The sequence below is a fragment of the Pantoea sp. S62 genome, assembly GCF_016658625.1.
Lineage (GTDB): Bacteria > Pseudomonadota > Gammaproteobacteria > Enterobacterales > Enterobacteriaceae > Pantoea > Pantoea vagans.
Map to the genome: position 1 here is coordinate 96929 of NZ_JACVVI010000003.1, position 23629 is coordinate 120557.

Genomic DNA, 23629 nt, shown 5'->3' on the forward strand with positions numbered 1-23629 from the left:
TGTGATGGTTATCTCGTTATTCCCCCTTAGAAAAGTAAATAAAGCGGTCTCAGCGCCCCTGCAGTTGACATTATTAATAAATATTTTTAATGGGTTACGCTTATACACGTTTTTACATATTTCTCACGTAAGTTAAGATCTCGTTGAATTTATGTTTCCAGCTTAATTTTCTGATGACCGCTAATGACCCGAGGATGGATCATGATAAATAAAATAACCAGTGTAATCATGGTGATATTTTCTATCGCCCTGATTTACATGGGAGGACAACTTCTGCTTGCAGGAGGCAGCGCGTTCTATGCGTTGATGGGGGTAGGCGTTCTGCTCAGCGCGATTCTGCTGATGATGAACAAACGCAGTGTACTGACGCTGTATGCGCTGCTGATGTGGATAACGCTGTTCTGGACGATCTGGGAAGTGGGCTTCGATAAGTGGCAGTGGATCCCGCGCGGCGACCTGTTTGGTGCGCTGGGTGTCTGGCTGGCTCTGCCGTGGGTGGTTCGTCCTCTCTATCAGGGACAGCGTCGCTTCCATCCTTTCCTTGGCGGCTCCGTGGTGCTGATGGTGCTGCTGGTGATTGGCCTCTGCTTTTACGATCCGCTGCCGCAACAGGGCACCATCAATACCCAACGTAACAGTTCCGCGACCGGCGGTGCTGCTGAAGAGTGGAACGCCTATGGCGGGACCACAGATGGCCAGCGCTTCTCGGCACTGAAGCAGATCACTAAAGATAACGTTAAAGATCTGGAAGTGGCATGGACCTATCACACCGGCGATCTGCGTCAGGGTGATGATGCAACCGAGTACACCTTTGAAGCGACGCCGCTGAAAGCCAACGGCATGCTCTACCTCTGTACGCCGCACAACGAGGTTCATGCTCTTGACCCGGAAACCGGTGCGGTGAAGTGGAAAACAGCGCCGGATAAAAACCGCTCTTATCTGCAGCAGCACCAGACCTGCCGTGGCGTGAGCTACTTCGATGCCGGTCAGCAGGCGGAGCAGCAGACAGGCGCATCCCCGGCTATCTGCCGCAAACGTATCTTCAATGCGACCACCGATGCCCGCCTGCTGGCGCTGGATGCCGACACCGGCAAGCCCTGTGCTGAATTTGGTGACAACGGCGTGGTAAACCTGCGCGCCAACATGGGCGAGGTGCGTCCGCATGCGCTGATGCAGACTGCTGCACCACTGGTGGCAGGCAATCTGGTGATTGTTGGCGGTTCTGTGATGGATAACGGCTTCAACAGCGGCAACCCATCGGGTGTCATCCGTGCCTATGATGCCGTTACGGGTCGTCTGGTGTGGAACTTCGATCCGGCTAATCCGGATAACACCGCACCGGTCGCCGCAGGCGCAACCTATCCGCAGGATACCCCGGTCGCCTGGGCTACGCTGAGCGCCGACCTGAAAAACGGCCTGGTCTATGTACCATTTGGTAACGCCTCGCCGGATGAAATCGGCATTGAACGCGATCCTGCCAGCAATACCGAAAAATTCCGTGATGCGCTGGTGGCGCTGGATCTGAAAACCGGTGCGTTCAAATGGCGTTATCAGAGTTCGAACCACGACCTGTGGGATCGCGATAACCCGTCACAGCCGTCGCTGGTAGACATCAACTATCAGGGCAAACCGCAACCGGCGGTGATCCTGCCGACCAAAACCGGCAACCTGTTTGTGCTGAACCGCCTGACCGGTGAGCCGGTTTACCCGGTAGAGCAGGTTAAGGTCTCTACCGATGGCATTAAGGGAGAGCAGTACGCGGCGACCCAGCCGGTCTCCAGCCTGAACTTCATTCCGCAGCCGCTGACTGAGAAGTCGATGTGGGGCATTACGCCGTTTGACCAGATAGCCTGCCGCACGACCTTCCGTGAACTGCGTTATGACGGTAACCCGTGGACGCCGCCAACCGAGAAAGGCTCGCTGATCTTCCCGGGCAATATCGGAGTGTTTAACTGGGGTTCCGTGGCGGTTGATCCACAGCGCCAGATGCTGATTGCGGCACCGGTGCGCCTGGCCTACAAGTACAACCTGATCAAGCGCACGCCGGAAACCGAAACTCAGCGTACCTTCACCAAAGATGGCACACCGTACTGGAATGAGAACTTCCACGGTGACTACGCTATCCACATCCAGCAGATGGCATCGGGGCTGGGTATTCCCTGCATCGCGCCACCGTGGGGACGGATGGTGGGTGTGGATCTGACCACCGGCAAAACCGAATGGCTGCGTCGCGTTGGCACCACCAAAAACCTCAAGACCAGCTTCCTGCCTGGCCGTTTCCCGTTCGGTTTCCCGATGGGGATGGTGGCGCACGGCGGACCGCTGCTGACAGCGGGCGACCTGGTGTTCCACGGCGCAACGGCAGATAACTTCTTCCGTGCTTACGACAGCACCACCGGTGAGCTGCTGTGGCAGACGGAACTGAGCGCGGGTGCACAGGCCACGCCATCAACTTTTATGGGCAAAGATGGTAAGCAGTATGTGGTGATTGCCGCAGGCGGCCATGGCTCGCTTGGCACCACGGCGGGCGACAGCGTTGTCGCGTTCCGTCTGAAGTAATTATGACCTGCTGAGCGCCGCCCTGGCGCTCAGCGTTATTACGCGCTCACCAGGCTAACTTTCGTGCGATATCACGTCTTCACTTTTTTCCTTCTGAATACATTTACTGCTAAACGTCGTCAGTGACAGGTGTGCCTGATTTGCTGGAGAGTCTTTGGGTTACGCGCGGGCCTGAGGCCAGAGAGGTCATACTGCGGGGATAGGGATACTGCATTCAATGCAGCGTGCCACGTCAGTGACGTGGCACGCTAACCATTATGCGCCGACGTTCACCACGGTTTTACCGAAGTTTTTACCATTCAGCATATCGATAAACGCCTGTGGTGCGTTCTCTAACCCTTCAATCATGTGCTCGCGATAGTGGATTTTTTTGCTCTCCACCATAGGACGCATCGCCTCCAGGAACTCCGGATAACGATCACCGTAATCCTGGAAGATGATAAAGCCCTGCATACGGATACGGCGCTTCAGAATGCCCGCCATGATCAATGAGGTTCTGTCCGGGCCTTCAGGCAGTTCGCGCTGGCTGTAAGCGGAGACCAGGCCGCAGACCGGCACGCGCGCCGCGGTGTTAAGCAGCGGGAATACCGCATCAAACACTTTGCCACCCACATTTTCGAAATAGATGTCGATGCCATCCGGACAGGCGTTTTTCAGCTGCTCTTCAAAGTCGGCACTGTGGTGATCAAGGCAGGCATCAAAGCCCAGCGTATCGACCGCGTAACGGCATTTCTCTTCACCGCCTGCGACACCGACGACACGACAGCCTTTCTGCTTACCTAACTGACCTACTGTTGCGCCTACCGGACCGGTTGCCGCGGCGACGACCAGGGTTTCACCCGCTTTCGGCTGACCGATATCCATCAGACCCATGTAGGCGGTAAAGCCTGGCATTCCGAGAATGCCCAGCGCCCATGACGGATGCGGCAGATCGTTGCCCAGCTTCGCAATCTCTTTGCCATCGGAGACGGCATACTCCTGCCAGCCACTCTGCGCCAGCACCCAGTCATCGGTTTTAAAGTTGCTGTTTTTCGATTCGACGACCTGACAGACGGTGCCACCGACCATTGGCTGATCCAGCTCTGCCGGCGCGGCGTAAGATTTACCGTCGTCCATCCGGCCACGCATATAGGGATCGAGTGAGAGGTAGATAGTCTTCAGCAGCACTTCGCCTTCTTTGATTTCCGGGATGGGCTGCGCCACATGGCGGAAATTCTCTTTGGTCGGCTCACCGTGAGGGCGTGAAGCCAGTAACCAGGCATGGTTCTGGGTTGCTTGTTCAGTCATATTGTCTTCCTTTTATAGCCGGGCGATGCACTGGGCATTGCCATATGAATACCGGGAAAGTGTAGATGACTGCGGCGGGAATGCATTTAGCGCTGTGAGCGGTAAGCGGATTTTGCATCATTTGCAAATACGGTCGTTTGATGGAACTGCCTGGGCGGTTGTTAGCATCCAGGATCACAGGAAGCGCTGAAGAGTGTGATAAATACCAGTGAACTGAACAGGGAGAGAACCATGACTACTCAGCATTTGCGTATTGCCCGACCTGTGACTGGTCTGAAACAAAGCAGTCAGATCTATTGCCACGGGCTGGGGTTGCAGGAAATCGGTGAGTTTACCGATCATCAGGGTTTTAGTGGTGTAATGCTGGGCGCGGAGGGATTGGGCTGGCATCTCGAATTCACGCTCTGTCATACCCATCCCGTCCGGCCATCGCCAACGGAAGACGATCTGCTGGTGCTTTACATTCCCCACCAGCGAGACTGGCTGTTTCGTTGTACTTCTATGGATGACGCAGGCTTCCAGCGAGTGCCATCCTTTAATCCTTACTGGGATCAGCGGGGCGTGACATTTATCGACAAGGATGGTTATCGTGTCGTTATCCAGCATGGCTTGTGGCAACCCACACGCTGACCCTGCACCCATCAGAAAAGGAACTCACCCTGAATATTCTTTGCTTCCACACCGCTGCCAGCAATATCGCGATCTTTGATGATGCCGCCAGCGCACTTACGCGTGACAACTCGCCGCTAAATCACCTGGTGATGCCTTCGCTGCTGGCCGAGGCGGAACGCAGCGGCGGGATGACGGCGGAGTTACGCTGCCGTATCGCGCAACTGATCAAAGCAATGCTGCCGCAGTTTGATGCCGTACTGATTACCTGTTCCACGCTGGGACCGGTTGCCGATGATTTCTCCGTGCAGGATCGGGTCATGCGCACCGACGGCATGTTAGCGGCGGCATTGCGGCGTCATACGGGGCCGAGGGTGGCGCTCTGTGCGGCAGAATCAACGCTGGCGGCGACGCGGGCGCTTTTCTGCCAGCCCGGCAGCCAGACAGAGGTTGCGCTAGTGGAGGACGCATGGGCGGCGTTTAAAGCGGGGGAGACAACACGCTATTTTGCCCTGATCGCGGCAGCCGCAGAGCAGGCGTATCAGCAGGGCGCCGTTGCGGTGGCTTTGGCGCAAAGCTCAATGACGCCGGTTGCCCGGCAGTTTCCCGCGCCCCGGCGACCGCTGACCGGTCCGCATCTGGCTTTGCAGGCTTGCTACGATCTCAGATGATTGTCACGTTATGCTGGCTCAGCGCCTGTTGCAGCGCGTCGTCCGGCTGCGTTTCTACAACCAGCGTGCTGGCCAGCGACAAGTCGCCAATGGCAAAGGCTGAGGCGGAATTCAGCTTTTCGGCTGACGCCAGCACCACGGTTTCAGCTGCACGTCCTGCCAGCGCACGCTTCACCGTCGCCTCTTCGAAATTGCCGGTGGTCAGCCCGGCAGCCGGATGCACACCGGTAACGCCCATAAAAAAGAGATCGGCATTAATGCGATTGATCGACTCCAGCATCGCCGCGCCCACGGTCACCACTGAATGCTTATAGAGCTGTCCGCCAACCAGTATGATCTCCACCCGTGGATGATCGGCTAATGCCAGCGCCACGCTGGGACTGTGGGTGACGGCGGTAAAGCTCAGCGTTGCAGGTAACTGTCGCACCAGTTCCGCGCTGGTGGTCCCGCCATCAATCAGTACGATCTGTCCCGGCTGGATCAGCGAAACCGCCTTTTGGGCAATGGCCTGCTTTGACGCAGTCTGCACGCTTTTGCGTGTTTCAAAAGTGCCCAGCGCAGCGGAAACCGGCAGCGCACCGCCATGTACCCGCTGCAATAAACCTTCCGCTGCCAGCTCACGCAGGTCACGGCGGATAGAGTCCTCAGAGAGGTTGAAGCGCTGGCTGAGGTCGCGCGACTGCACCTGTTTTTCCTGAGCGAGCAGGGCAAGGATTTTCTGTTTACGCTGGCTGGATAGCATCTCTTTCCTTTGCGTGTTTTTTCTTGAATGTGCACGATTTTGCATGATAGCGTGTGGGCTGTCTACTTATCCTGGAGAGCACCATGCAGCAGAACCAATCCCGTGTGCGCATCATCAGTGAGCAGTTGCTGTCAGATAACTGGTATACCCTGAAGAAATATACCTTCTCGCTGCTGCGCCGTGATGGCCAGTGGCAGGAGCAGAGCCGTGAAGCGTATGACCGGGGCAACGGCGCAGTCATCCTGCTCTATAACCGCGACAAACGCACGGTAGTGCTGACCCGGCAGTTTCGCTTTCCGGTTTTCCTCAACGGGCATGATGGATTTCTGATTGAAGCGGCCGCGGGCCTGCTGGATAACGCCTCGCCGGAAGCGCGCATTGTTGCTGAAGCGGAAGAGGAGACGGGTTTTCGCGTCAGCCGCGTTGAGAAGGTGTTTGAAGCCTTTATGAGCCCCGGTTCGGTGACGGAAAAGCTTTACTTCTTTATTGCTGAGTATGACGACCAGCAGCGCAGCGGTGAAGGCGGCGGGATAGCGGAAGAGGGTGAGGATATCGAGGTGCTGGAGATCGGTTTCGACCAGGCGTTGCAGGCGATTGACCAGGGTGAGATTGTGGATGCTAAAACCATCATGCTGCTGCAGCATCTGCGACTCAAAGGCATTTTATAAGAAAGCGGGCAGAGTGCCGTCTATGCGCTCTGCCCGTAAAGCTTACTGATCCTGCGTCAGAATACCTTTGACATCATGCGGTTCAGAACGCAGATACTGCGGCGGAACCTGAACTTTACCATCCAGTGCCGCAGCAGCGTGCCACGGCCAGCGCGGATCGTAGAGAATGCCGCGAGCAAGAGCGACCAGATCGGCATCTCCCTGCTGAAGCACACCTTCCGCCTGCTGCGGTTCCGTAATCAGGCCAACCGCAATCACCGGAATCGACACCTGTTCGCGGATATCGCGAGAGAATGGCACCTGATAGTTTGGCCCGACGCTGATTTTCTGATCTTCCGACAGACCTCCACTTGAGACGTGGATATAAGCGCAGTTCAGCGCTTCCAGCTCACGTGAGAAGGCGATCGACTGCTTAATTTCCCAGCCGCCTTCAACCCAGTCCGTAGCGGAAATGCGCACGCCTACCGGCACGGACGCGGGTACGGCTTCACGGACGGCTTTGAACACCTCAAGCGGGAAGCGCATACGGTTTTCCGGCGAACCACCATATTCGTCACTGCGCTGATTCGACAGCGGCGACAGGAACTGATGCAGCAGATAGCCGTGTGCGGCATGGACTTCGATCAGCTCGATGCCCAGGCGTACCGCGCGATGGGCGCTGTCGACAAAGGCTTGTTTTACCCGCTGCAGATCGTCAATGCTCATCGCCAGCGGTTTCACTTCACCCTCGCTGTAGCTCACAGCTGACGGCGCCACGGTCTGCCAGCCGCCGGCATCTGGCGCAATCTGCTTACCGCCTTCCCAGGGCACGGCGCACGACGCTTTGCGGCCCGCATGGCCCAGCTGAATACCCACCGGGATAGAGGAGTAGCGGCGCACATCTTCCAGCACCGTTTTCAGCGCGGCTTCATTATCATCATTCCATAAGCCCAAATCGCCGGGAGAGATGCGACCAATGTCCTCGACGGCAGTGGCTTCGATAATCATCAGACCCGCGCCGGAAAACGAGAGCTGACCAAGATGGATCCGGTGCCAGGCGGTGGCATTGCCCGCATCAGCGGAGTACTGGCACATCGGCGCAATCACAATGCGGTTATCCAGCGTAAGTTCGCCCAGTGAGACAGAAGAAAAAAGTTGGCTCATGTTATCTCCATGGTGTTATGACGGACGTGACAGGCAATAACTATAGCGGGGGATTGGCCGGGCGGGATGATTGCAACGTGACTTTTTATGACTGCGGCTGGGCTTAGCTGAGTACACCGCTGCGCTTAGCTAGCGGGATGCAGACCCCGCTGCCATCGCAACAGGGTCTGTTATCAGCACTCAGACCTGCGCCATTCCGCCATCGACAAACAGCTCTGTCGCATTGATAAAGCTGGCGGCATCAGACGCGAGAAAAGCAACGGTTCTGGCCACTTCCTGTGGTTCTCCCAGACGGCCAAGCGGTATCTGTGCGGCTAGCGCATCAAACAAGCCCTGACGCTGATCTTCACTGACCAGATCGCCCAGCCCCGGCGTGCGGATCGGACCGGGACTGACGACATTAACCCGGATGCCGCGATCTTTCAGATCCAGCGCCCACGAACGGGCAAAGTTGCGCACCGCCGCTTTACTGGCACTGTAGACGCTAAAGGCCGCTGTACCCTGCGAAGCAGCGGTTGACCCGGTCAGAATGACTGACGCGCCATCAACCAGCAGAGGCAGGGCTTTTTGCACAGTAAAGAGCACGCCGCGCACGTTGGTGCCAAAGATCCGATCAACGTGCTCTTCAGTAATCGCGCCCAGCGGCAGCATGTCGCCGCCTCCGGCGTTGGCGAACAGAATATCCAGCCGTCCGGCCTGCGCCGCAATGCGGGAGTAAACGTTGTCGAGATCGTGCAGCTGAGAGGCATCGGCCCGGATACCGCTGACGGTTCCGCCGATTTCAGCGACCGCATCATCCAGTTCCGCCTGACGCCGGCCGGTAATAAATACCTGCACGCCCTGTGCCGCCAGTTCCCGTGCGGTGGCCAGGCCAATTCCGCTGGTTCCGCCTGTTACCAGCGCAATTTTTCCTGCAAGTGATGCGTTCATTAGCGTTTCTCCGAATGGTGGCATTAACAGATTTATCTCTTCCCGGTCAGCGGGGCTGCCGGACTGATGGCTACTGTAAAAGAGCAGGATTGACGGATAAATCCGCAAAAATGAAAATGACTATCCATGCTGGTGGATAATAGGGGACATAAATGGATCAGCTGCTGGCGATTAAAGCCTTTTCACGGGTAGTGGAAAGCGGCAGTTTTACCCGCGCGGCGGACTCGCTGAACATGCCGAAAGCCACGCTGAGCAAGCTGGTTCAGGAGCTGGAAGCGCATCTCTCCATCAGACTTCTTCAGCGCACGACCCGACGCGTGACCGTTACCCCGGAGGGGCGGGAATACTATGAGAAGGCACTGCGTATCCTGCACGATCTGGAGGATATCGATGCCTGTTTCAATGCGCTGCGCAGTAAGCCGCGCGGGCATTTACGTGTCGATACCGGCGGATCGACCGCGCGGGATATCCTGATCCCGCTGTTGCCTGACTTCTTTGCCCGCTATCCGGATATTACGCTCGACCTTGGCGTCTCCGATCGTCCGGTTAACCTGATTAGCGATAACGTTGACTGTGTGATCCGTGGCGGTCCCCTGGCCGACTCTTCACTGGTCGCCCGACTGATTGGTCACGCCACGCTGATCACCTGCGCGACACCCGCCTATCTGAAAGCGTCTGACGTGCCTGCCTATCCTGATGAATTGCGTAACGGGCACCGGCTGGTGAGTTACCTTTCGCCGCTAACCGGCAAGCCATTTCCGCTACGGTTCGAACGGCAGGGAGAGAAAATTGAGATCATCAGTGCGCATCGTATTGGCGTCAATGAGAGTAACGGGCATCTGGCCGCGGGACTGGCAGGGCTGGGGATTATTCAGACGTTCAGCTATTCGCTGTCATCGATTCTGCGGCGGGGTGAGATGGTGGAGATCCTGCGCGACTGGCGTCCCGCGGGCTATCCGTTTCATCTGGTCTATCCGCAAAACCGGCACGTGACGCAACGGTTACGGGTCTTCATCGACTGGCTGGTGGCCAGTTTTCCGGAACGTGTCGCGGGAGAGGGGGAATCCGGCACCTGAGTGCCGGACGGTCATCAGTTGCCGCGATAGGTGGAGTAACCAAACGGGCTCAGCAGTAACGGAATATGGTAATGCTCACCGTTCGCTTCCATGTTGAACTCAACCGGGATCTCAGGGAAGAAGGTCTTCTGGTTGCTCTTTTTATAGAAGTCGCCGGTTTTAAATACGACACGGTAGCTGCCTGCGCTGGCCGTTTTGTCCTGCGGGAACAGGGCGCTGATACGACCGTTGTTATCGGTGACGCCTGACGCCAGCTTCACCCAGTTATCCTGCTGTTTCTGATCCAGTTCAACTTCAATACCGGCTGTTGGCTGGCCCGTCTGCAGATTAAGAACGTGCACGCTCAGCGGGTTTTTCGCGGCAGCCGGCTGAGCTGCGATAGCGGATGCGCCAGAGGTCATCAGTAATGTAGCAATCAAAGCATATGAAGTTTTCATCAATGTTTCCTTTATTGACTGTTTGAGGTCGGGTGACAGTGCTGAGAGAGTAATGTGCCTGAGGTCAAAGGGATAATTCGGCGAGGGAAATGTGAAATTTCTGAGAAAGAAAGTTGAGTTTAGTTACATCATACAGATGTTCTATTTATCAGTTACTCAACAGTTGTGCGGTTATAGCTAACCAGGAAAGGAAGGCACCGGTTTGAATTCTCTGTAAATCCAGCAAAGAAAGCAGGGCAGCAGCAGGCTTAAATCGGTTTTATATGACGTAAGTCAATGAGTTATAGAACCTACTAATGAAAATACCCAGCAGCGGCGCTGCCGACATCGCCATCACACATGAGCGATCCCATATTCAGGACGACAATTAATGACTATAAATAAACTGGCGCTGGCCATGATGTTACTGGCTGGAGCTACCAGCGTTTCGACGGCAATAGCGGCAGAATCAGCGGCTGCTGATCCCGCTGTGAATACCGTTATCCAGCCTGAAGCGGCCGCATCTGCTGTTTCGCAGCCTGATCAGCAGCCTGCCAGTTCTGAAGCGCCAGCCGTTACAGCAACTCATGAGGCATCGCAGCAAGCGGATGATTCTGTGGCGACAACGCCATCCAATCCAGGTTCGGCAGAGCAGCCATCTGTTGCGGCTGTGCCAGAAGCCAGTGCCGCTCCGGTATCGCAGGAAGCTGCGGCTTCTGCGCCGGTTCAGCCACAGCCTGAGATCGATCAGCCTTCACCGGTTGTTAATCCGTCTGCTGAGGCCGCTTCCGTGGCAGAAAAGAGTGAGCCGCAGCCAGCAGTGACTGATATGGATGCCACACAAAAATTCTCGCAGACGCCAGTTGCTGAACCACCTTTTACGCCAGAACAGGAAGCGCGTATTGGTGAGCTGGCGAAAGCTTATCTGTTGAAGCATCCTGAATTACTGATTGAAGTGGATCAGAAACTGCAGAAAATACAGTATGATGAGCAAGTGAAAGCGATGACCACAGCAGCCATACAGCATCAGGACGAACTGCTGAATAATAACACCGTGCCTGCCATCGGGCCGGAGGGCGCAAAAGTCGCGGTAATAGAATTTTTCGACTATCAATGCAGCGTCTGTGCCCGACAGGCGCCCATCATTCAATCGCTGATGAAAAATAATCCTCAGATACGCTTTATCTTCAAAGAGTGGCCCATTTTTGGTTATCGCTGGAAACCCTCTTACCAGGCGGCCGAAACAGGTTTAAGAATCTGGCAGCAAAAGGGCGGTGATGCCTATATGAAATACCACAATTCGCTATTTGCCAGTGGTCATGTCGAGGGCGCGCTGACACAGAAAGATATCACCAAGGCAGCGTCTGCAGCCGGTGCCGGTAAGTTAAAAAGCAATGATATGCTCGGCACATTGTCCCGTACGGATATCCTGGCGAAAAATACCGGTTTTCAGGGAACGCCAGCAATGATTGTTATGCCTCTGTCAGGTGCGACTGCAGAGACGGTGACGATTTACCCAGGCGGGGCGATGGAAGAGATGTTGCAGTCGGCGATTAATAAAGCCCTGGGGCAGGCAGGAAAATAAATCGATGTCTACAACAGGGTGCCGGAATGACGATGATAATCCTTCCGGCTTTTTTTATTTTTTGTCTCATTCTGACTGAGAAAACCTGCGTTTTTTGGCGTCATTGACAGATCGCAGCCAATGCATCCCCTTAATATCTTTGTGCATCCCCGGATTGCTGACAAAAGCGTCTGTATTGGCTCAACCTCGCTTCACCAGATGCAGTCTATATTTGAATACGGCGCAAATTTTCAATTGTGACAATAAAGAAAGGCTAACTCTGCAGGTTCGGGCATAAAACGAAAGCAAAAACGTGGGATCAGATGAAAAAAATAACTGTAATTCAGGGTGATATCACTAAGGTCTCCGCAGAGGCGATTGTTAATGCAGCCAATTCTTCGTTGCTGGGTGGCGGTGGTGTAGATGGCGCAATTCATCGCGCAGGCGGACCTGTGATTCTGGCGGAGTGTCAGTTAATCCGTAACCGTCAGGGTGGGTGCAAGGTCGGTGATGCCGTAATAACTGGCGCAGGTAATTTGCCTGCGGATTATGTCATCCATACTGTTGGCCCACGCTGGAGCGATGGACGACATGACGAAGATGCACTGTTGAAACGTGCTTACCAGAGCTGTTTTAAACTTGTCGACTATCACGGTATTAAAACGGTCTCGTTTCCAAATATCAGCACAGGGATTTATAATTTTCCTAAAGAACGTGCCGCGACGATTGCCTTAGATGTCATTAAACATTGCATCGCTGAGAACCGCACACTCGAGAACGTTAACTTAGTCTGTTTCGATGCAGAGAATTACGATCTCTATCTTAAGCTGCTTAACTGATAATTCGCATGCGAAGGTCAGGGGAGGCGTCTTTTCGTCAGGGCATTTAAATCTGCCAGAAGAGATGCAGGCTGAAAGAAGGAATTAAATACCTTATTTAACATAATATACATTATGCGCATGATCATTACGGCCTGAAGTCTGGCGGTATTTTGTCTGGCCGGCTCTCCATTTCTGTTGATTCTGGCTGTTAGCCACATTGCAGCAAATCTGTCTGAAAGCATCACGACACCCGCCTGAGCATTCAGCGCCACGCTCTCTGGTCCGCGACGATCATAAAGTTTACTGGCTTTCCTCGCTGCACAGTTTCTGCAACAACTTCTCGCGCGCTTCTTATCAGTTCTCTCTGCTGCCTGAGATTTGCAGGCCGACAACAAGTTTTACCTTCTGCAACTGACCGAATGCATTGCTCAGGCTCATTCAGAGACTGCTGTCTGTTCGAACGCCTGATGTATCAGACCGTTATCACCGATTTCATCTGATAAATGCATTTTGCCTTTGTACCATGACGTCGCTACGCAAAAGTTATCGCCATTACCCTTGCTGATGGTCACAGAAATTCTGTAGATGCGTCTCCACATACTCTCGCATTGGCAACGTTAAAAAAATGGCCTTAAACACGCCGATGCACAATCACGCTCTGTTTACTCCGCAGGTCGCTACGTAAATCCTGAAACAATCGAAAAAGCCTGTGTAACCTTGCTGCCAGGAAACGACTTTGTGGTCAGTCGCATGCTGACTGATTCAGCACTATCAATGTCACGCAAACAAGAGGCAAAAAGTCCCTGCTCTGCCTGACTGTCAAGCCGGTGCTCACGCTTCATTTCAGTGTGTCAGTAAATAAAAGCGTAAATTTTCACGCGATACAATCCATTGTTTTATACAAAACCTGAATAATGCCCCGCGATCAGAAAATAACTTTATCTCTCTTTTCTTTTAATGACATAGTTAAAAATAGCGATGTATCCGTATGCTAAATAACTGATTTAGATCAATATTTATGCCAGAGGGCTCCATTAACATAATTTTTACCAGGAGTTTTCTTAATTAAAGTGATTTGTTAGCGATTAAATATCAACATCAAATTTTATCAAGCCAGATTAATGTCGCGTCATCGAAAATGAAATAAGGAGTCAGCACAAGAAAAATTAACCCTGTATTTATTTAACAGCACCTGTTTGCAGGCTGCTAAATACAAAAAATGCACTGATCAAAATTCACGCAGATTTAGCTCTGAGTGCGGAATTTTTATTGATCAAAGTGGCCTTATTTGCCAAATATTCCTAATGGACGTAAAAAAATCCTGGTCCCGCAGCGATGCTAAGGGATAGGAATCCTTTTTTGTCCCGAATTTTCAACAAATCTTACGCCCAGACATGGAGGTTACTCTTTAAGAAAAATCCGAATGCACAAAATAGCGGATAATTTTCATCGCCTTGAAATGCGGAGATTTTTATCGATAAAATAATCACAACTCTCGCAACCACACCAGAATATTATGAAAAAGATAACCAGAGAGGAAATTCGCTGCGCCACTTGCAAATATGGCTGTGATCTCACCCATCGCGCATCAGACATTTATAACCGATGTCCGTTGCAAAAAATTACCACCTGGCCCGGAAGAAATCATTTTTTCTCTTCATCCCTGCTTAATATGGTGGCTGGAAAATATGAAAGTATCTTTTGCAGAGGATGCGTCTTCGTTGACTTCTCCAGGGGAAATGTCAGGTATTTTACTAACAGCAACTGGATTGAGTATTTAAAAAACACCGGGTTAATGCTCATTGTCGTCAGCGATCGCTTTATGGAACCGCTTGCGGCGTACTGGCAAAAAGAGGATCTGCGAATACAAACTGTCATTCGTGCAGACCAGTCTCTTGACGAGATAAGTAAACAAATCAATGGCTGCTATTTCGGCCTGAAAGCTGCAATCAGGAAAAGAGTTAATCCACTCAATCAGGATGAAGTTCAGTTTCTTGACCTGGCGGCAAGCGGGCTTTCACTGACGATTATTGCCAGTGAAATGGGTGTTGAAAAGAAGCGCGTTTATAACATCAAAGATGCGATTCGCAGGAAAATGGGCATCAGCCTGAATCAATTGTTTTCCGCATAAAGAAGATAAAGGAGTATTAAATGAAGATGAAAATCAGATCGCGCAGTCTTGCTGTTTTGGTCAGTTCTGCACTGGTGTCGGGAAGCGTATTCGCTGCCTCAGATAACACCATCAATTTTCAGGGCGAAGTCACCGCTGAAACCTGTTCAGTGTCGGTAAACGGTAATAATGCATCCCCTGTCGTTCTGCTACCAACGGTGAGCACGTCGGACCTTGCAACGTCTGGCACGACTGCGGGTGATACCACCTTCACCGTGGGCGTGAGCGGCTGTACCGGTGACAGCACTAAGACGACGAAAATCTCGACGGTATTTGTCGGCAATAATGTCAGTTCTGCCGGTAACTTAACCAATACCGGCACAGCAAAAAATGTTGAAGTACAAATCCTCGATCCAAAGGATGCGGTTATCAATCTGACCAGTGGTTACGCCGGCAGCGGCGATATGACGCTACAGGCGGGTGAAACTTCAGGCTCAGCCACCTACTCTGCCCGCTACTACGCCGCAGGCACACCCACTGCAGGGACGGTAACCGCATCACTGCAATATGCCGTGACTTACCAGTAATATTTTCCGTGCGTATCTGGCAAACCGGATACGCACGCCACGCTTGAAATATTCGATATGGCTTCGCGCATTATGTTGTTTCCATTAAGATTTGTAATTATCATTTTTTTAATCACGTTTATTTCGGATAAAGTCCAGGCGAGCGTCACTATTCTTGGTAGCCGTATAATTTACCCGGGTAACGCGATCTCCGTCGATGTTCAGTTAAAGAACAACGATAGAATTCCTTATGTTATTCAGACCTGGTTTGATAACGGCAATATGGATTCGCAGCCAGGCGAAAAAAGTGATGCGCCTTTTATTGTGACACCCCCGGTGTTTCGGATTCAGCCTCTTACCGGTCAGGTTTTAAGAATCAGGTTCATGCCTGAAATCTCATTGCCCCAGGATCGTGAGACAGTCTTCTGGTTTAATTCTTTGCAGATTCCCCCTGCCAATATTCAGGGTGAATCAGGCCGTAATAGCATGGTTTTAATGTTACGTAACCGGATGAAGATTTTTTACCGGCCAAAAGGGATTAGTCAGCCGGATAATATTTTCGAAGGATTAAAGGTGGCAATAAAAAAAGAGGGGGTTGAGATCAATAACATTCGGCCCTGGTATCTTTCGCTTACAGACGTTGCAATAAAAACAGCAGGAAAAGAAATTGTCTGCGATGCTGACATGATTGCCCCTTATTCTAAAAAAACAGTCAGGTGTAAAAGCGCAATTCAGTTTCCATCCAATAACAGCGTGGTTTCTCTTTCAGCGATGAATGACCAGGGAGCAAAAGTCAGTGAAAAGTATCCGATTTCAGCCTGGTAATATTTGCCTCCTTTTTTTACCATTCTGTGCATCATTCACTTTTTCAATGTCTGGACACGCGGAGGAGTACTACTTTGATCCTTCGCTGTTCAAAGGTTCTGCCTTTGGTCAGAATATCGATCAATTTAATCAGCACAATATCACGCCTGGCAATTATTATGTGGATATCTATGTTAATAATAAGCTGATTAAAAGTGGCGTCGCCCTCACCTTTCTTCCGGAAGAAAATGGTCAGCCTGCTGAACCCTGTCTTTCCCCTGCGGTGGCAGAATCGTTGCGTCTCAGGTCACTCAACAAATCCATAGCCAGCGATGGCTGTCAGCCTTTAAATCACTGGTCATCGTCAGCGCGCTGGCAATTCGATCAGGCTTCACTGCGGCTGCAATTAACGATTCCGGACGCTGAATTAATCCATCTTCCTCGCGGGACTATCCCCGTCGCCGAATGGGACAAAGGGATTACAGCCCTCTTCATCCGGCACAATACGAACTACAACTGGACCAAAAATACCGCATCCGGCTACCAGTATCAGTATCTCTGGAGTGGTATGACGGCGGGTACCAATATTGATAACTGGCAACTGCGCCACCAGGGCAATCTCCGGTTTGTCGACAATAACGTGACCGGCAGCGATATTCGCTACACTACCGTCAGAACCTGGCTGCAGCGCCCCATTGAACCGCTGGACAGTCTGCTGACCTTAGGCGACAGCTACACAGAGAGCTCACAGTTTGGCAGTCTGGCTTACAACGGTATCAAACTCACCACCGATGAAAGGATGCGTCCCCAGAGTCGGCGTGGTTATGCGCCCGAGATTCGTGGCATGGCCTCGTCCAGTGCCCGGGTTATCGTCCGGCAATTGAATCGCATTATCTATGAGACCAGCGTTGCGCCCGGGCCATTTGTTATCAACGACTTGTATAATACCCGCAGCCAGGGCGATCTTGATGTTGAGGTGGCAGAGGCCAATGGAAAAACGTCATCATTTACCGTTCCCTATGCCTCTGTTCCTGACTCGGTCAGGCCGGGAAACTGGCATTACTCTTTGGCATTAGGCCGGGTGCGTCAGTTCTACTCGGTGAATAACACGTTCTTCGAGGGGCTTTTGCAGCGCGGTATCAGTAACCGCCTGACTGCAACAGCGGGTTCGCGACTGGCTCAGGACTATCAGGCCTGGCTGCTTGGCGGTGTCTGGACCTCTTCGGCGGGTGCCGTGGGATTGAACACCATCTTTTCCGATGCCAGGGTCGATCAAAACAGCAACGCCACGGGATGGCGCGCCGAGCTGAGTTACAGTAAAACCTTTGCGACCGGAACCAACCTTGTGCTGGCGGCTTATCGTTATTCAACCAGCGGTTACCGCGACCTGCAGGATGTGCTGGGTGTCCGGCGTCAGCAGGACAATGGCATCAGTTACTACTCAGATACGCTGCATCAGCGTAATAACTTCTCCGTGACCCTGAGTCAGTCAATGGAGAATTATGGCTTAATCAGCCTGAGCGCCAGCACGGCGGATTACTATAATAACCGTTCACGTATTACTCAGCTTCAGCTTGGTTATAACAACAGCTGGAAAAACATCAGTTATGGCCTCAACGTCGCCCGACAGCGCACAACCTGGAACTACGATCGTTATGGGGGCAGGCTGGATGACGGCGATAACACCTGGCGGGAGAAATATACCGAAAATACTATTGCCCTGAATGTTTCGGTTCCGCTTAACTGGGCCAATAACACGGCCTCAGTTGCTTATAATTACAATCAGTCTAAAGAAACGCGTAATTCTACTCTCTCTCTGACTGGTTCGTCTGGCGAGAATAATCAGCTCTCCTGGTCTCTCTATGGGGGTGCCGAACAGACCCAAAATAGCGGTAGTTACCGTGCCTCGTTCGGCGGAAATGTTCAGCAGAACACGCGTATGGGTGGAATCAGAGCGAATTATGGTCAGGGTGACAATTACCGCCAGGCGGGATTAGGGCTTTCTGGTACGTTACTGATCCACCCTGGCGGTGTTACTGCCGGGCCCTATACCAGCGACACCTTTGCACTTATTCATGCGGAAGGCGCTCAGGGAGCCAGCGTGCGCAATGGACAGGGTGCCGTTATTGATCGGTTCGGCTATGCCATCCTGCCTTCACTGACCCCTTATCAGGCCAATACTGTCAGTCTGGACACGCGTTATATGAATGCTGATGCTGAATTAAGCGGCGGCAGTCAGCGCGTTGTGCCTTATGCCGGCTCCGTTACACGTATTAATTTCGCCACCTTGCAGGGTAAAGCGGTATTGATCGCACTCAAGAATGAAGATGATGATATTCCGCCAATGGGTACAGAGGTTCGTGATGCTGATAATACCGTAATAGGAATTATCGGTCAGGGTGGTCAGTTATATGCACGTGTTCCGCATGACTCGGGAACCTTAAAAGTCAACTGGCAATACAAAGGCAATAAAACCTGCTTTGTTAATTATCAAATAACCGGTCGGGTGAATGAGGATATTGTTCGCCTGGATGCCGTCTGCCGCAAGGGTTAATTGTGTGAGAATCAAAAAATTACTTCTGCCTGTTTTTTTATTACTGTTTACTATCTCCGCCTGGGCCAATTGCAGTGTTGTCACCGCCACCTCCGCCCTTTCTCAGAGCGCGATTGCGGCAGGCTATACCGCCGCATACTGGACCGGCGCCTGTGATACCTGCTCAGGTAATGTAGGGCTGCCTTCCGTGATAAGTATCAATAGCGGAAAGACTTTTCAGCCCTCCGGCACGTTACTGGCCAGTTCAGTGGGCAGCTTTCTGACATCTGCAAGCAATGTTTCCTACTCGGCTAACCAGATTCTTTATCGCTGCGCCGTGGCAGATGCAGACAGTCTGTATGAAATGTATGCCACTAATGGCGACAGTCCCTATGCCGGGCAATATATTACGTCTGAAGTGGATGGCGCTTATTATGATGTGGCCGCCAACGTTGCCGTAAGGCTGACTAACCTTTCAACCGGTGAGTATTACAGTCGCTACTGGAAAGCCCGGCAGCTGACGGCCAGTGACTGGTATTCCGATGGTACCTATATCTATATTCCGGCCAGTGCATTCAGCAATGTGTTGTATGAGATGTTTAAAATAGATTCTACCCGCTATTACGCCAGCAATAGTAATCGTTATGTGGACACCTGGACACAACCTCGCGGTTATATTGCTTTTAAGGGGCCGGGCCTGGATACCAATAATCTGAAGGTGGGTCAGGACAGTCTCTCATACTGGTATGGCTGGTACCGTAACTGGCCTGCCGCATGGAGCACCTACTCAAATGTCACCTATGTGCGCGGTGCGCTGTGCGAAGTCCTGGATTATCCGTCGGTGGTGTTGCTGCCTACCGTAAGCGTGAACACGCTCGCCGCTGGCGGAAAAAGTCAGGCCCCGTTTACCGTCACCATCCAGTGTGAATCTGGCGCCCTATCCGGCACCTCAACCTCGACAACCACCTCAGCAAATGTCGCTATGGGCTTTCTCGTTAACCAGTCAAATGCGGTGACGCAGGCCAGGAATCTGGGACTGACGACTGCTGGCGGCGGATTAACCTGGCTGCTGGATTCACATTATGGCAGCAGCGCTGCCGCCGCCGGCGTCGGGATAAAGATTTATGACAGCCATAATATGGTGCTGAATTTACTGCCTGACAGAACCCTGACCGGCACAGGTAACGGCCGTGGCTGGTATGCCTATAAAGATCTCACGTCGCAAATCTCTTCAGGCGGCAGCGATATTTACAGTGGCGATTTTACGGCTTCACTTGAAGCAATCAGTGGACAAACGATTACAGCAGGAACAGTCAATGCACAATTACAGGTTGTGGTTAGTTTTCAGTAATCTCATCGTATTATCTGGCCTGCTGCTCTCAACCAGCGTGTGGGCGGTGGTTAATGTAGATAAAACCCGGATCGTTTTTAATCCGTCGGATCTGACCCAGTCAATTAATGTTATTAACAGCGGCCAGAACGAAACTTTTTTGCAAATCTGGACAGACGATGGTGACCTTACCCTTTCACCTGATGCCAGCATCACGCCGATTATTGTTATTCCGCCGGTGGTAAAAATGTTTCCCGGAGAAATGCGCTCGCTGCGTCTGATGCTCACATCGCGGCAGACGTTACCCGCAAATAAAGAGAGCCTTTTCTGGTTAAATATTTACCAGATTCCGGCACTGACAAAAGCGTTAAGCGTGGCTGAGCGCAAAGTGGTGCTGCCGCTGAGAATCCGGCTGAAAATCTTTGTCCGGCCTGCAGGACTCAATGCCCCACTGACCATCGATCCGGAAAAGATCCGTTTCGCGGTGTCGGGAAATAAAATCACGATAACAAACCCAACGCCGTGGTTCATGAGCATGAACGTCAATCCTAAAGGTCAACAATCTATAAAAAACCTGATGATTGCCCCACAGTCCGATCTGCAACTGAACAGTGACGCCACGCTGAAATCCGGGGATTCTGTGAGCTATGCGGTGATCAATGACCAGGGCATTCCGGTTAATTACGCGACTGTCTTTAAGTAATGGCACGCGAGTGCCGTCAGCTAACACATTCAGAACACCCAAAAGTCACACTTTGCGATTTTCACAGACGCCGCTACGTGAATTCTGCGTATCAGGTGTGTCTGATAGCTGGCAGAATTTACCCAGGGGTTGCTACTGGCTGACTCTGTCGGGCAGCATCGAGGTTCTGCGAGACAACCGGCTGACGGCACGTTAAAGTTGCTGGCTTCGACGGATTCCACGATGAGAGAAAATGATACGCTTATTTGTCTATGGCACGCTCTGCCCGGGCCGCGAAAATGCCCATATCCTGGAAAACATTGGCGGAGAATGGCTGGCCGGTTCGGTGAACGGAACCTTCTACGAGCGTGGCTGGGGTGCGGCGGCCGATTTCCCCGGCATCGTACTGGATGAGCATGGCCCCGATGTGCCGGGCTATCTGTTTGTCTCTGACCAGCTGGATGCGCACTGGCCGATGCTGGATGCGTTTGAAGATGGCTATGATCGCGTCGAAGTTCGCGTCTCTGCCGGAGATAATCAGCATTACACCGCGTGGATTTATCAGCTCCAGCCACAGGGAAACAGCCAGCCCGCCTGAAGATGCGTGCGCCCTGCTCTTATTACTGGCTTCAGCCGCAGCGGGATGCGCGTTGTACCTGAATACCCAGGATAATATCTGTGTCTTGCTCATAGGAAATAGTATGCAACACACTGATTTTAAATCGGTATAATGGCAGGTTAAACAACCGCGCCGTTATCTTTGCTTTTTCCCTCAGCCCTGCCTTTTTCACTGATAGGCCAGATAAACAGGCACTATGCCTGCTCTTTTTTAAGCTAAGAGCTAATGTATGATGTAACTAAAATGCACTTCCTTTATATCTTCCGGGCGCTGTTCACGTCTCGCTCTACGCCACCAGCGACTCTTCTACGCTTTACTCCGGCCAGCGCTGATGTGGAAACAGAGAAACACGAATATTAAACAGATGAATTAACGGTGCGACTGCAACACTCTCCTGTCGCGCAATCGGCTCCAGCCGCAGCAGTAACAGGTCAAGTTCATCCAGCAAATCCTGATGTGGCGTTAGCTGTAGCGACTTCATCTTGCGTTTCAGATAGAGCGCCAGCTCGTGAAACATCTGTCCACTCTCAATCCGATGCCCTTCCAGCATCTCTCGATGACGTGCGTAAAAGTCATAGCAGTTCGCACCCAGCCAGGTTTCGGTAATCAGATACCCACCCACCACAATATCCGGCACCGGATCGAGCCGTTTGCGCGGCAGAATCACGTTCACCCTGTCGAGCATCCGTGCAATAAACTGCTGGCGTGACAGCAGCGTGGCCGAATTGCGCTCCACCATTTTGATAAACCCTAACAGATCGCGTAGTCCCCGCTGCACCGCTCTTCTGGCAATCCAGGACGGTCGTTTGTTACGGATCAGCGCCGTCAGCACCACCGCAAACATAATCCCCACCATCGATGAGATGGCTGCATTCAGAGTGACGATCAGATTCGGTACATAGTGATGGCTCAGGCCGATAAAGCCAGGGATCTGAATGGCGACACTCAGCCCCACCATATTGGTCGCCGGATTAGCGATGATCAGACTCAGCAGCATCAGACCCGGCAGCAGACAGATCATCAGCGCCTGCAAAGTATTGGCCTGCGGGATCAGGAAAGCGATATAGAACAGACTGACCACCAGCGCAACCATCACCCCTTTCACGAACAGTTTCATGGGTGTTACCGGGGAGTCAACACCGGCAAAGAATGAACTGATGATCGCCGCCATCAGAGGCGCATTTGCGCCGTCAGCCCAGCCGCTGCCAATCCAGAACAGACTGGAGAGAAAGGTCGCCAGAAAAGCGGTCAGCGCAGAGAGTCTCAGCAGCCCCTTATCGATGTGCCGGTGTTCCCGGATATTGCGGATCGCCGCCCCATCCCCGTGGCTATAGAGATCCCCGGCTCGCGCACTGACGTTCTCAAAGGCATCGGCAATACGGACAAAGTTAGCCATCCGCTCGAGCAGGCCGATCAGCAGCAGGCTCTCTTCGGTGGCCAGCAGCCCTGCCCGCCATTGATTTTCCAGGGTGGTCTGACTGGCGGCAATCGCCTCACGCAGCCCGGCGATGTCGTTAATCCGGTCATGATGCAGCCACAGCAAAAATGCCTGAAACACATCGGTGACGCACTGCGGAAAACGGATATTCAGTTCGGCCAGCACGCCCAGCCGTGCCTCAATCGCGGTCAGGGTCGGCAGCAGATAGGTCAGATGCTGATACTGCACGCTGACCAGACGGATGACATTACGCGCCGCTTCGCCCTCATAGACGCAGTGGGTCAGCAGCGTTTCAACATTCAGCGGATAGCCCGCCATCTGGATCAGGATATCCTCCCGCTCCAGCGATTTGTTCTTTGCCATCCCGCTGATGAGTTCATCACAGAGTTTGCGCGCGTTCTGAAACCAGAGATTGACGCTCTGCCCCAGCAGATGGTGCATCGACACCGGAAACACCAGCCGGTGAACCAGCGTGCTGCAGAGGATCCCCAGCGTAATCTCCTCAATACGTGAAATCACGGTGTTGATGATCGCCGACGGCGTATCCACGTCAGGAAAGCCCATAATCGCTGCGCTGTAACCCGCCAGCATAAAGACATAACTCTTCGGCGTGCGGTCATGAAGAGAAAGATACAGGCAGACCGTCACCCACAGCGACACACAGAGGCTGAACAGCACCGGCGACTGCACGGTTTCAGGATAGATCAGCAAAATAAAGATGCCGCCGAGCAGCGTGCCCATCAGACGAAACAGCGATTTCGAGACGGTCGAGGCGGCATAGAGTTGTGAGGTGACAAACACGGTGGTCAGCGCCCAGGCCGGTTTTTCGAAGTTAAGTAAGAGCGCCACAGAGAGTGCGATAAACGCGGCAAGAGAGGTTTTGCAGGCAAACAAAACCGCGTTTTTGGTAAACCATTTCATCGAATGAGAGCAACCAGGAACTTTCTTAGGCGCGTATCCTGACAGAAGCGCCTGCGTTTTACTCTCAGTTAAATTTTACAAATTATTACCGGCCTGAGGCGGCCGGTAATGAGAGATGAGTGTGCGATTCTGTTAAGCAT

20 protein-coding genes are annotated in these 23629 nt (G+C 52.6%); 14 read left to right on the forward strand and 6 right to left on the reverse strand.

The genetic code is table 11. The features are described 5' to 3' along the window. Window positions 1-201: 201 nt before the first annotated feature. Window positions 202-2559 carry a membrane-bound PQQ-dependent dehydrogenase, glucose/quinate/shikimate family gene (locus IBT54_RS05595; protein WP_201251780.1) on the forward strand — a complete coding sequence of 786 codons (2358 nt, stop codon included), beginning with the start codon at window positions 202-204 and terminating at the stop codon, window positions 2557-2559. A 255-nt stretch (window positions 2560-2814) separates the two neighbouring features. Here the strand turns inward: IBT54_RS05595 and IBT54_RS05600 are convergent, their stop codons facing one another. Further along, window positions 2815-3846, reverse strand: coding sequence for an NADP-dependent oxidoreductase (locus tag IBT54_RS05600; protein ID WP_095707204.1), 1032 nt, complete (start codon window positions 3844-3846; stop codon window positions 2815-2817). Between the two features lie 231 nt (window positions 3847-4077). Between IBT54_RS05600 and IBT54_RS05605 the strand changes: the two genes are divergently transcribed. Together IBT54_RS05605 and IBT54_RS05610 are read left to right on the forward strand one after the other, a co-directional pair. Further along, complete coding sequence (locus IBT54_RS05605; RefSeq protein ID WP_201251781.1) at window positions 4078-4476, forward strand: VOC family protein; 399 nt, start codon at window positions 4078-4080, stop codon at window positions 4474-4476. Further along, window positions 4458-5126, forward strand: coding sequence for a glutamate racemase (locus IBT54_RS05610; RefSeq protein WP_370426426.1), 669 nt, complete (start codon window positions 4458-4460; stop codon window positions 5124-5126). The genes IBT54_RS05605 and IBT54_RS05610 overlap by 19 nt, the downstream gene beginning before the upstream one ends. Here the strand turns inward: IBT54_RS05610 and IBT54_RS05615 are convergent. Beyond that, window positions 5119-5868, reverse strand: coding sequence for a DeoR/GlpR family DNA-binding transcription regulator (locus IBT54_RS05615; protein WP_201251782.1), 750 nt, complete (start codon window positions 5866-5868; stop codon window positions 5119-5121). The two genes, IBT54_RS05610 and IBT54_RS05615, sit on opposite strands and share 8 nt — an antisense overlap. Window positions 5869-5951: 83 nt before the next feature. On the opposite strand from IBT54_RS05615, the gene IBT54_RS05620 reads away from it, so the two are divergent. Further along, entirely contained in the window at window positions 5952-6536 is a 585-nt protein-coding gene (locus IBT54_RS05620) for an NUDIX domain-containing protein (RefSeq protein WP_033783097.1), read from the forward strand. Between the two features lie 42 nt (window positions 6537-6578). Here the strand turns inward: IBT54_RS05620 and IBT54_RS05625 are convergent, their stop codons facing one another. Then, on the reverse strand, window positions 6579-7679 hold the full coding sequence (locus IBT54_RS05625; RefSeq protein ID WP_095707201.1) for an NADH:flavin oxidoreductase/NADH oxidase: 1101 nt from the start codon (window positions 7677-7679) through the stop codon (window positions 6579-6581). 180 nt (window positions 7680-7859) lie between these two features. Further along, window positions 7860-8609: an SDR family oxidoreductase gene (locus IBT54_RS05630; protein WP_095707200.1), complete on the reverse strand. Its 750-nt coding sequence runs from the start codon at window positions 8607-8609 to the stop codon at window positions 7860-7862. 152 nt (window positions 8610-8761) lie between these two features. Between IBT54_RS05630 and IBT54_RS05635 the strand changes: the two genes are divergently transcribed. Beyond that, the gene (locus IBT54_RS05635) at window positions 8762-9685 is read left to right on the forward strand and encodes a LysR family transcriptional regulator (RefSeq protein WP_095707199.1); all 924 of its coding nucleotides are present in this window, start codon (window positions 8762-8764) and stop codon (window positions 9683-9685) included. A 14-nt stretch (window positions 9686-9699) separates the two neighbouring features. On the opposite strand, the gene uraH is transcribed toward IBT54_RS05635, so the two are convergent. Beyond that, a complete protein-coding gene (gene uraH, locus IBT54_RS05640) occupies window positions 9700-10122 on the reverse strand; it encodes a hydroxyisourate hydrolase (protein ID WP_033732693.1) in 423 nt (140 codons plus the stop codon). A 370-nt stretch (window positions 10123-10492) separates the two neighbouring features. Between uraH and IBT54_RS05645 the strand changes: the two genes are divergently transcribed. The 9 genes from IBT54_RS05645 to IBT54_RS05685 all read left to right on the forward strand — a co-directional run bounded on the left by IBT54_RS05645 (window position 10493) and on the right by IBT54_RS05685 (window position 21109). Further along, entirely contained in the window at window positions 10493-11686 is a 1194-nt protein-coding gene (locus tag IBT54_RS05645) for a thioredoxin domain-containing protein (protein ID WP_095707198.1), read from the forward strand. 302 nt (window positions 11687-11988) lie between these two features. Beyond that, window positions 11989-12504, forward strand: coding sequence for an O-acetyl-ADP-ribose deacetylase (locus IBT54_RS05650; protein ID WP_201251783.1), 516 nt, complete (start codon window positions 11989-11991; stop codon window positions 12502-12504). A 1498-nt stretch (window positions 12505-14002) separates the two neighbouring features. After that, window positions 14003-14617 (forward strand): LuxR family transcriptional regulator, encoded by a 615-nt coding sequence (locus IBT54_RS25135; RefSeq protein ID WP_236263027.1) that lies wholly within the window; start codon window positions 14003-14005, stop codon window positions 14615-14617. Window positions 14618-14637: 20 nt separating this feature from the next. Next, a complete protein-coding gene (locus tag IBT54_RS05660) occupies window positions 14638-15183 on the forward strand; it encodes a fimbrial protein (protein WP_033783104.1) in 546 nt (181 codons plus the stop codon). Between the two features lie 57 nt (window positions 15184-15240). Then, a complete protein-coding gene (locus tag IBT54_RS05665; protein WP_033783105.1) occupies window positions 15241-15987 on the forward strand; it encodes a fimbria/pilus periplasmic chaperone in 747 nt (248 codons plus the stop codon). Next, window positions 15938-18520: a fimbrial outer membrane usher protein gene (locus tag IBT54_RS05670; RefSeq protein ID WP_255540544.1), complete on the forward strand. Its 2583-nt coding sequence runs from the start codon at window positions 15938-15940 to the stop codon at window positions 18518-18520. Before IBT54_RS05665 ends, IBT54_RS05670 begins: the two co-directional genes overlap by 50 nt. After that, window positions 18498-19850, forward strand: a complete 1353-nt coding sequence (gene stbD, locus IBT54_RS05675) for a fimbrial usher protein StbD (RefSeq protein WP_081917127.1) — start codon at window positions 18498-18500, stop codon at window positions 19848-19850. Before IBT54_RS05670 ends, stbD begins: the two co-directional genes overlap by 23 nt. Further along, window positions 19816-20532: a fimbrial assembly chaperone gene (locus IBT54_RS05680; RefSeq protein ID WP_095707194.1), complete on the forward strand. Its 717-nt coding sequence runs from the start codon at window positions 19816-19818 to the stop codon at window positions 20530-20532. The genes stbD and IBT54_RS05680 overlap by 35 nt, the downstream gene beginning before the upstream one ends. 232 nt (window positions 20533-20764) lie before the next feature. Further along, window positions 20765-21109 (forward strand): gamma-glutamylcyclotransferase family protein, encoded by a 345-nt coding sequence (locus IBT54_RS05685; protein ID WP_013357876.1) that lies wholly within the window; start codon window positions 20765-20767, stop codon window positions 21107-21109. Between the two features lie 334 nt (window positions 21110-21443). Here IBT54_RS05685 and IBT54_RS05690 read toward each other — a convergent pair whose 3' ends face one another. Then, window positions 21444-23489 (reverse strand): FUSC family protein, encoded by a 2046-nt coding sequence (locus tag IBT54_RS05690; protein WP_095707192.1) that lies wholly within the window; start codon window positions 23487-23489, stop codon window positions 21444-21446. Window positions 23490-23629: the final 140 nt, after the last annotated feature.

Bases quoted from the DNA above. Each gene is read 5' to 3' on its own strand.
- IBT54_RS05595 (WP_201251780.1), top strand. From the start codon at position 202: ATGATAAATAAAATAACCAGTGTAATCATGGTGATATTTTCTATCGCC.
- IBT54_RS05600 (WP_095707204.1), bottom strand. From the start codon at position 3,846: ATGACTGAACAAGCAACCCAGAACCATGCCTGGTTACTGGCTTCACGC.
- IBT54_RS05605 (WP_201251781.1), top strand. From the start codon at position 4,078: ATGACTACTCAGCATTTGCGTATTGCCCGACCTGTGACTGGTCTGAAA.
- IBT54_RS05615 (WP_201251782.1), bottom strand. From the start codon at position 5,868: ATGCTATCCAGCCAGCGTAAACAGAAAATCCTTGCCCTGCTCGCTCAG.
- IBT54_RS05620 (WP_033783097.1), top strand. From the start codon at position 5,952: ATGCAGCAGAACCAATCCCGTGTGCGCATCATCAGTGAGCAGTTGCTG.
- IBT54_RS05625 (WP_095707201.1), bottom strand. From the start codon at position 7,679: ATGAGCCAACTTTTTTCTTCTGTCTCACTGGGCGAACTTACGCTGGAT.
- IBT54_RS05630 (WP_095707200.1), bottom strand. From the start codon at position 8,609: ATGAACGCATCACTTGCAGGAAAAATTGCGCTGGTAACAGGCGGAACC.
- IBT54_RS05635 (WP_095707199.1), top strand. From the start codon at position 8,762: ATGGATCAGCTGCTGGCGATTAAAGCCTTTTCACGGGTAGTGGAAAGC.
- uraH (WP_033732693.1), bottom strand. From the start codon at position 10,122: ATGAAAACTTCATATGCTTTGATTGCTACATTACTGATGACCTCTGGC.
- IBT54_RS05645 (WP_095707198.1), top strand. From the start codon at position 10,493: ATGACTATAAATAAACTGGCGCTGGCCATGATGTTACTGGCTGGAGCT.
- IBT54_RS05650 (WP_201251783.1), top strand. From the start codon at position 11,989: ATGAAAAAAATAACTGTAATTCAGGGTGATATCACTAAGGTCTCCGCA.
- IBT54_RS25135 (WP_236263027.1), top strand. From the start codon at position 14,003: ATGAAAAAGATAACCAGAGAGGAAATTCGCTGCGCCACTTGCAAATAT.
- IBT54_RS05660 (WP_033783104.1), top strand. From the start codon at position 14,638: ATGAAGATGAAAATCAGATCGCGCAGTCTTGCTGTTTTGGTCAGTTCT.
- IBT54_RS05665 (WP_033783105.1), top strand. From the start codon at position 15,241: ATGGCTTCGCGCATTATGTTGTTTCCATTAAGATTTGTAATTATCATT.
- IBT54_RS05670 (WP_255540544.1), top strand. From the start codon at position 15,938: ATGACCAGGGAGCAAAAGTCAGTGAAAAGTATCCGATTTCAGCCTGGT.
- stbD (WP_081917127.1), top strand. From the start codon at position 18,498: ATGCCGTCTGCCGCAAGGGTTAATTGTGTGAGAATCAAAAAATTACTT.
- IBT54_RS05680 (WP_095707194.1), top strand. From the start codon at position 19,816: ATGCACAATTACAGGTTGTGGTTAGTTTTCAGTAATCTCATCGTATTA.
- IBT54_RS05685 (WP_013357876.1), top strand. From the start codon at position 20,765: ATGATACGCTTATTTGTCTATGGCACGCTCTGCCCGGGCCGCGAAAAT.
- IBT54_RS05690 (WP_095707192.1), bottom strand. From the start codon at position 23,489: ATGAAATGGTTTACCAAAAACGCGGTTTTGTTTGCCTGCAAAACCTCT.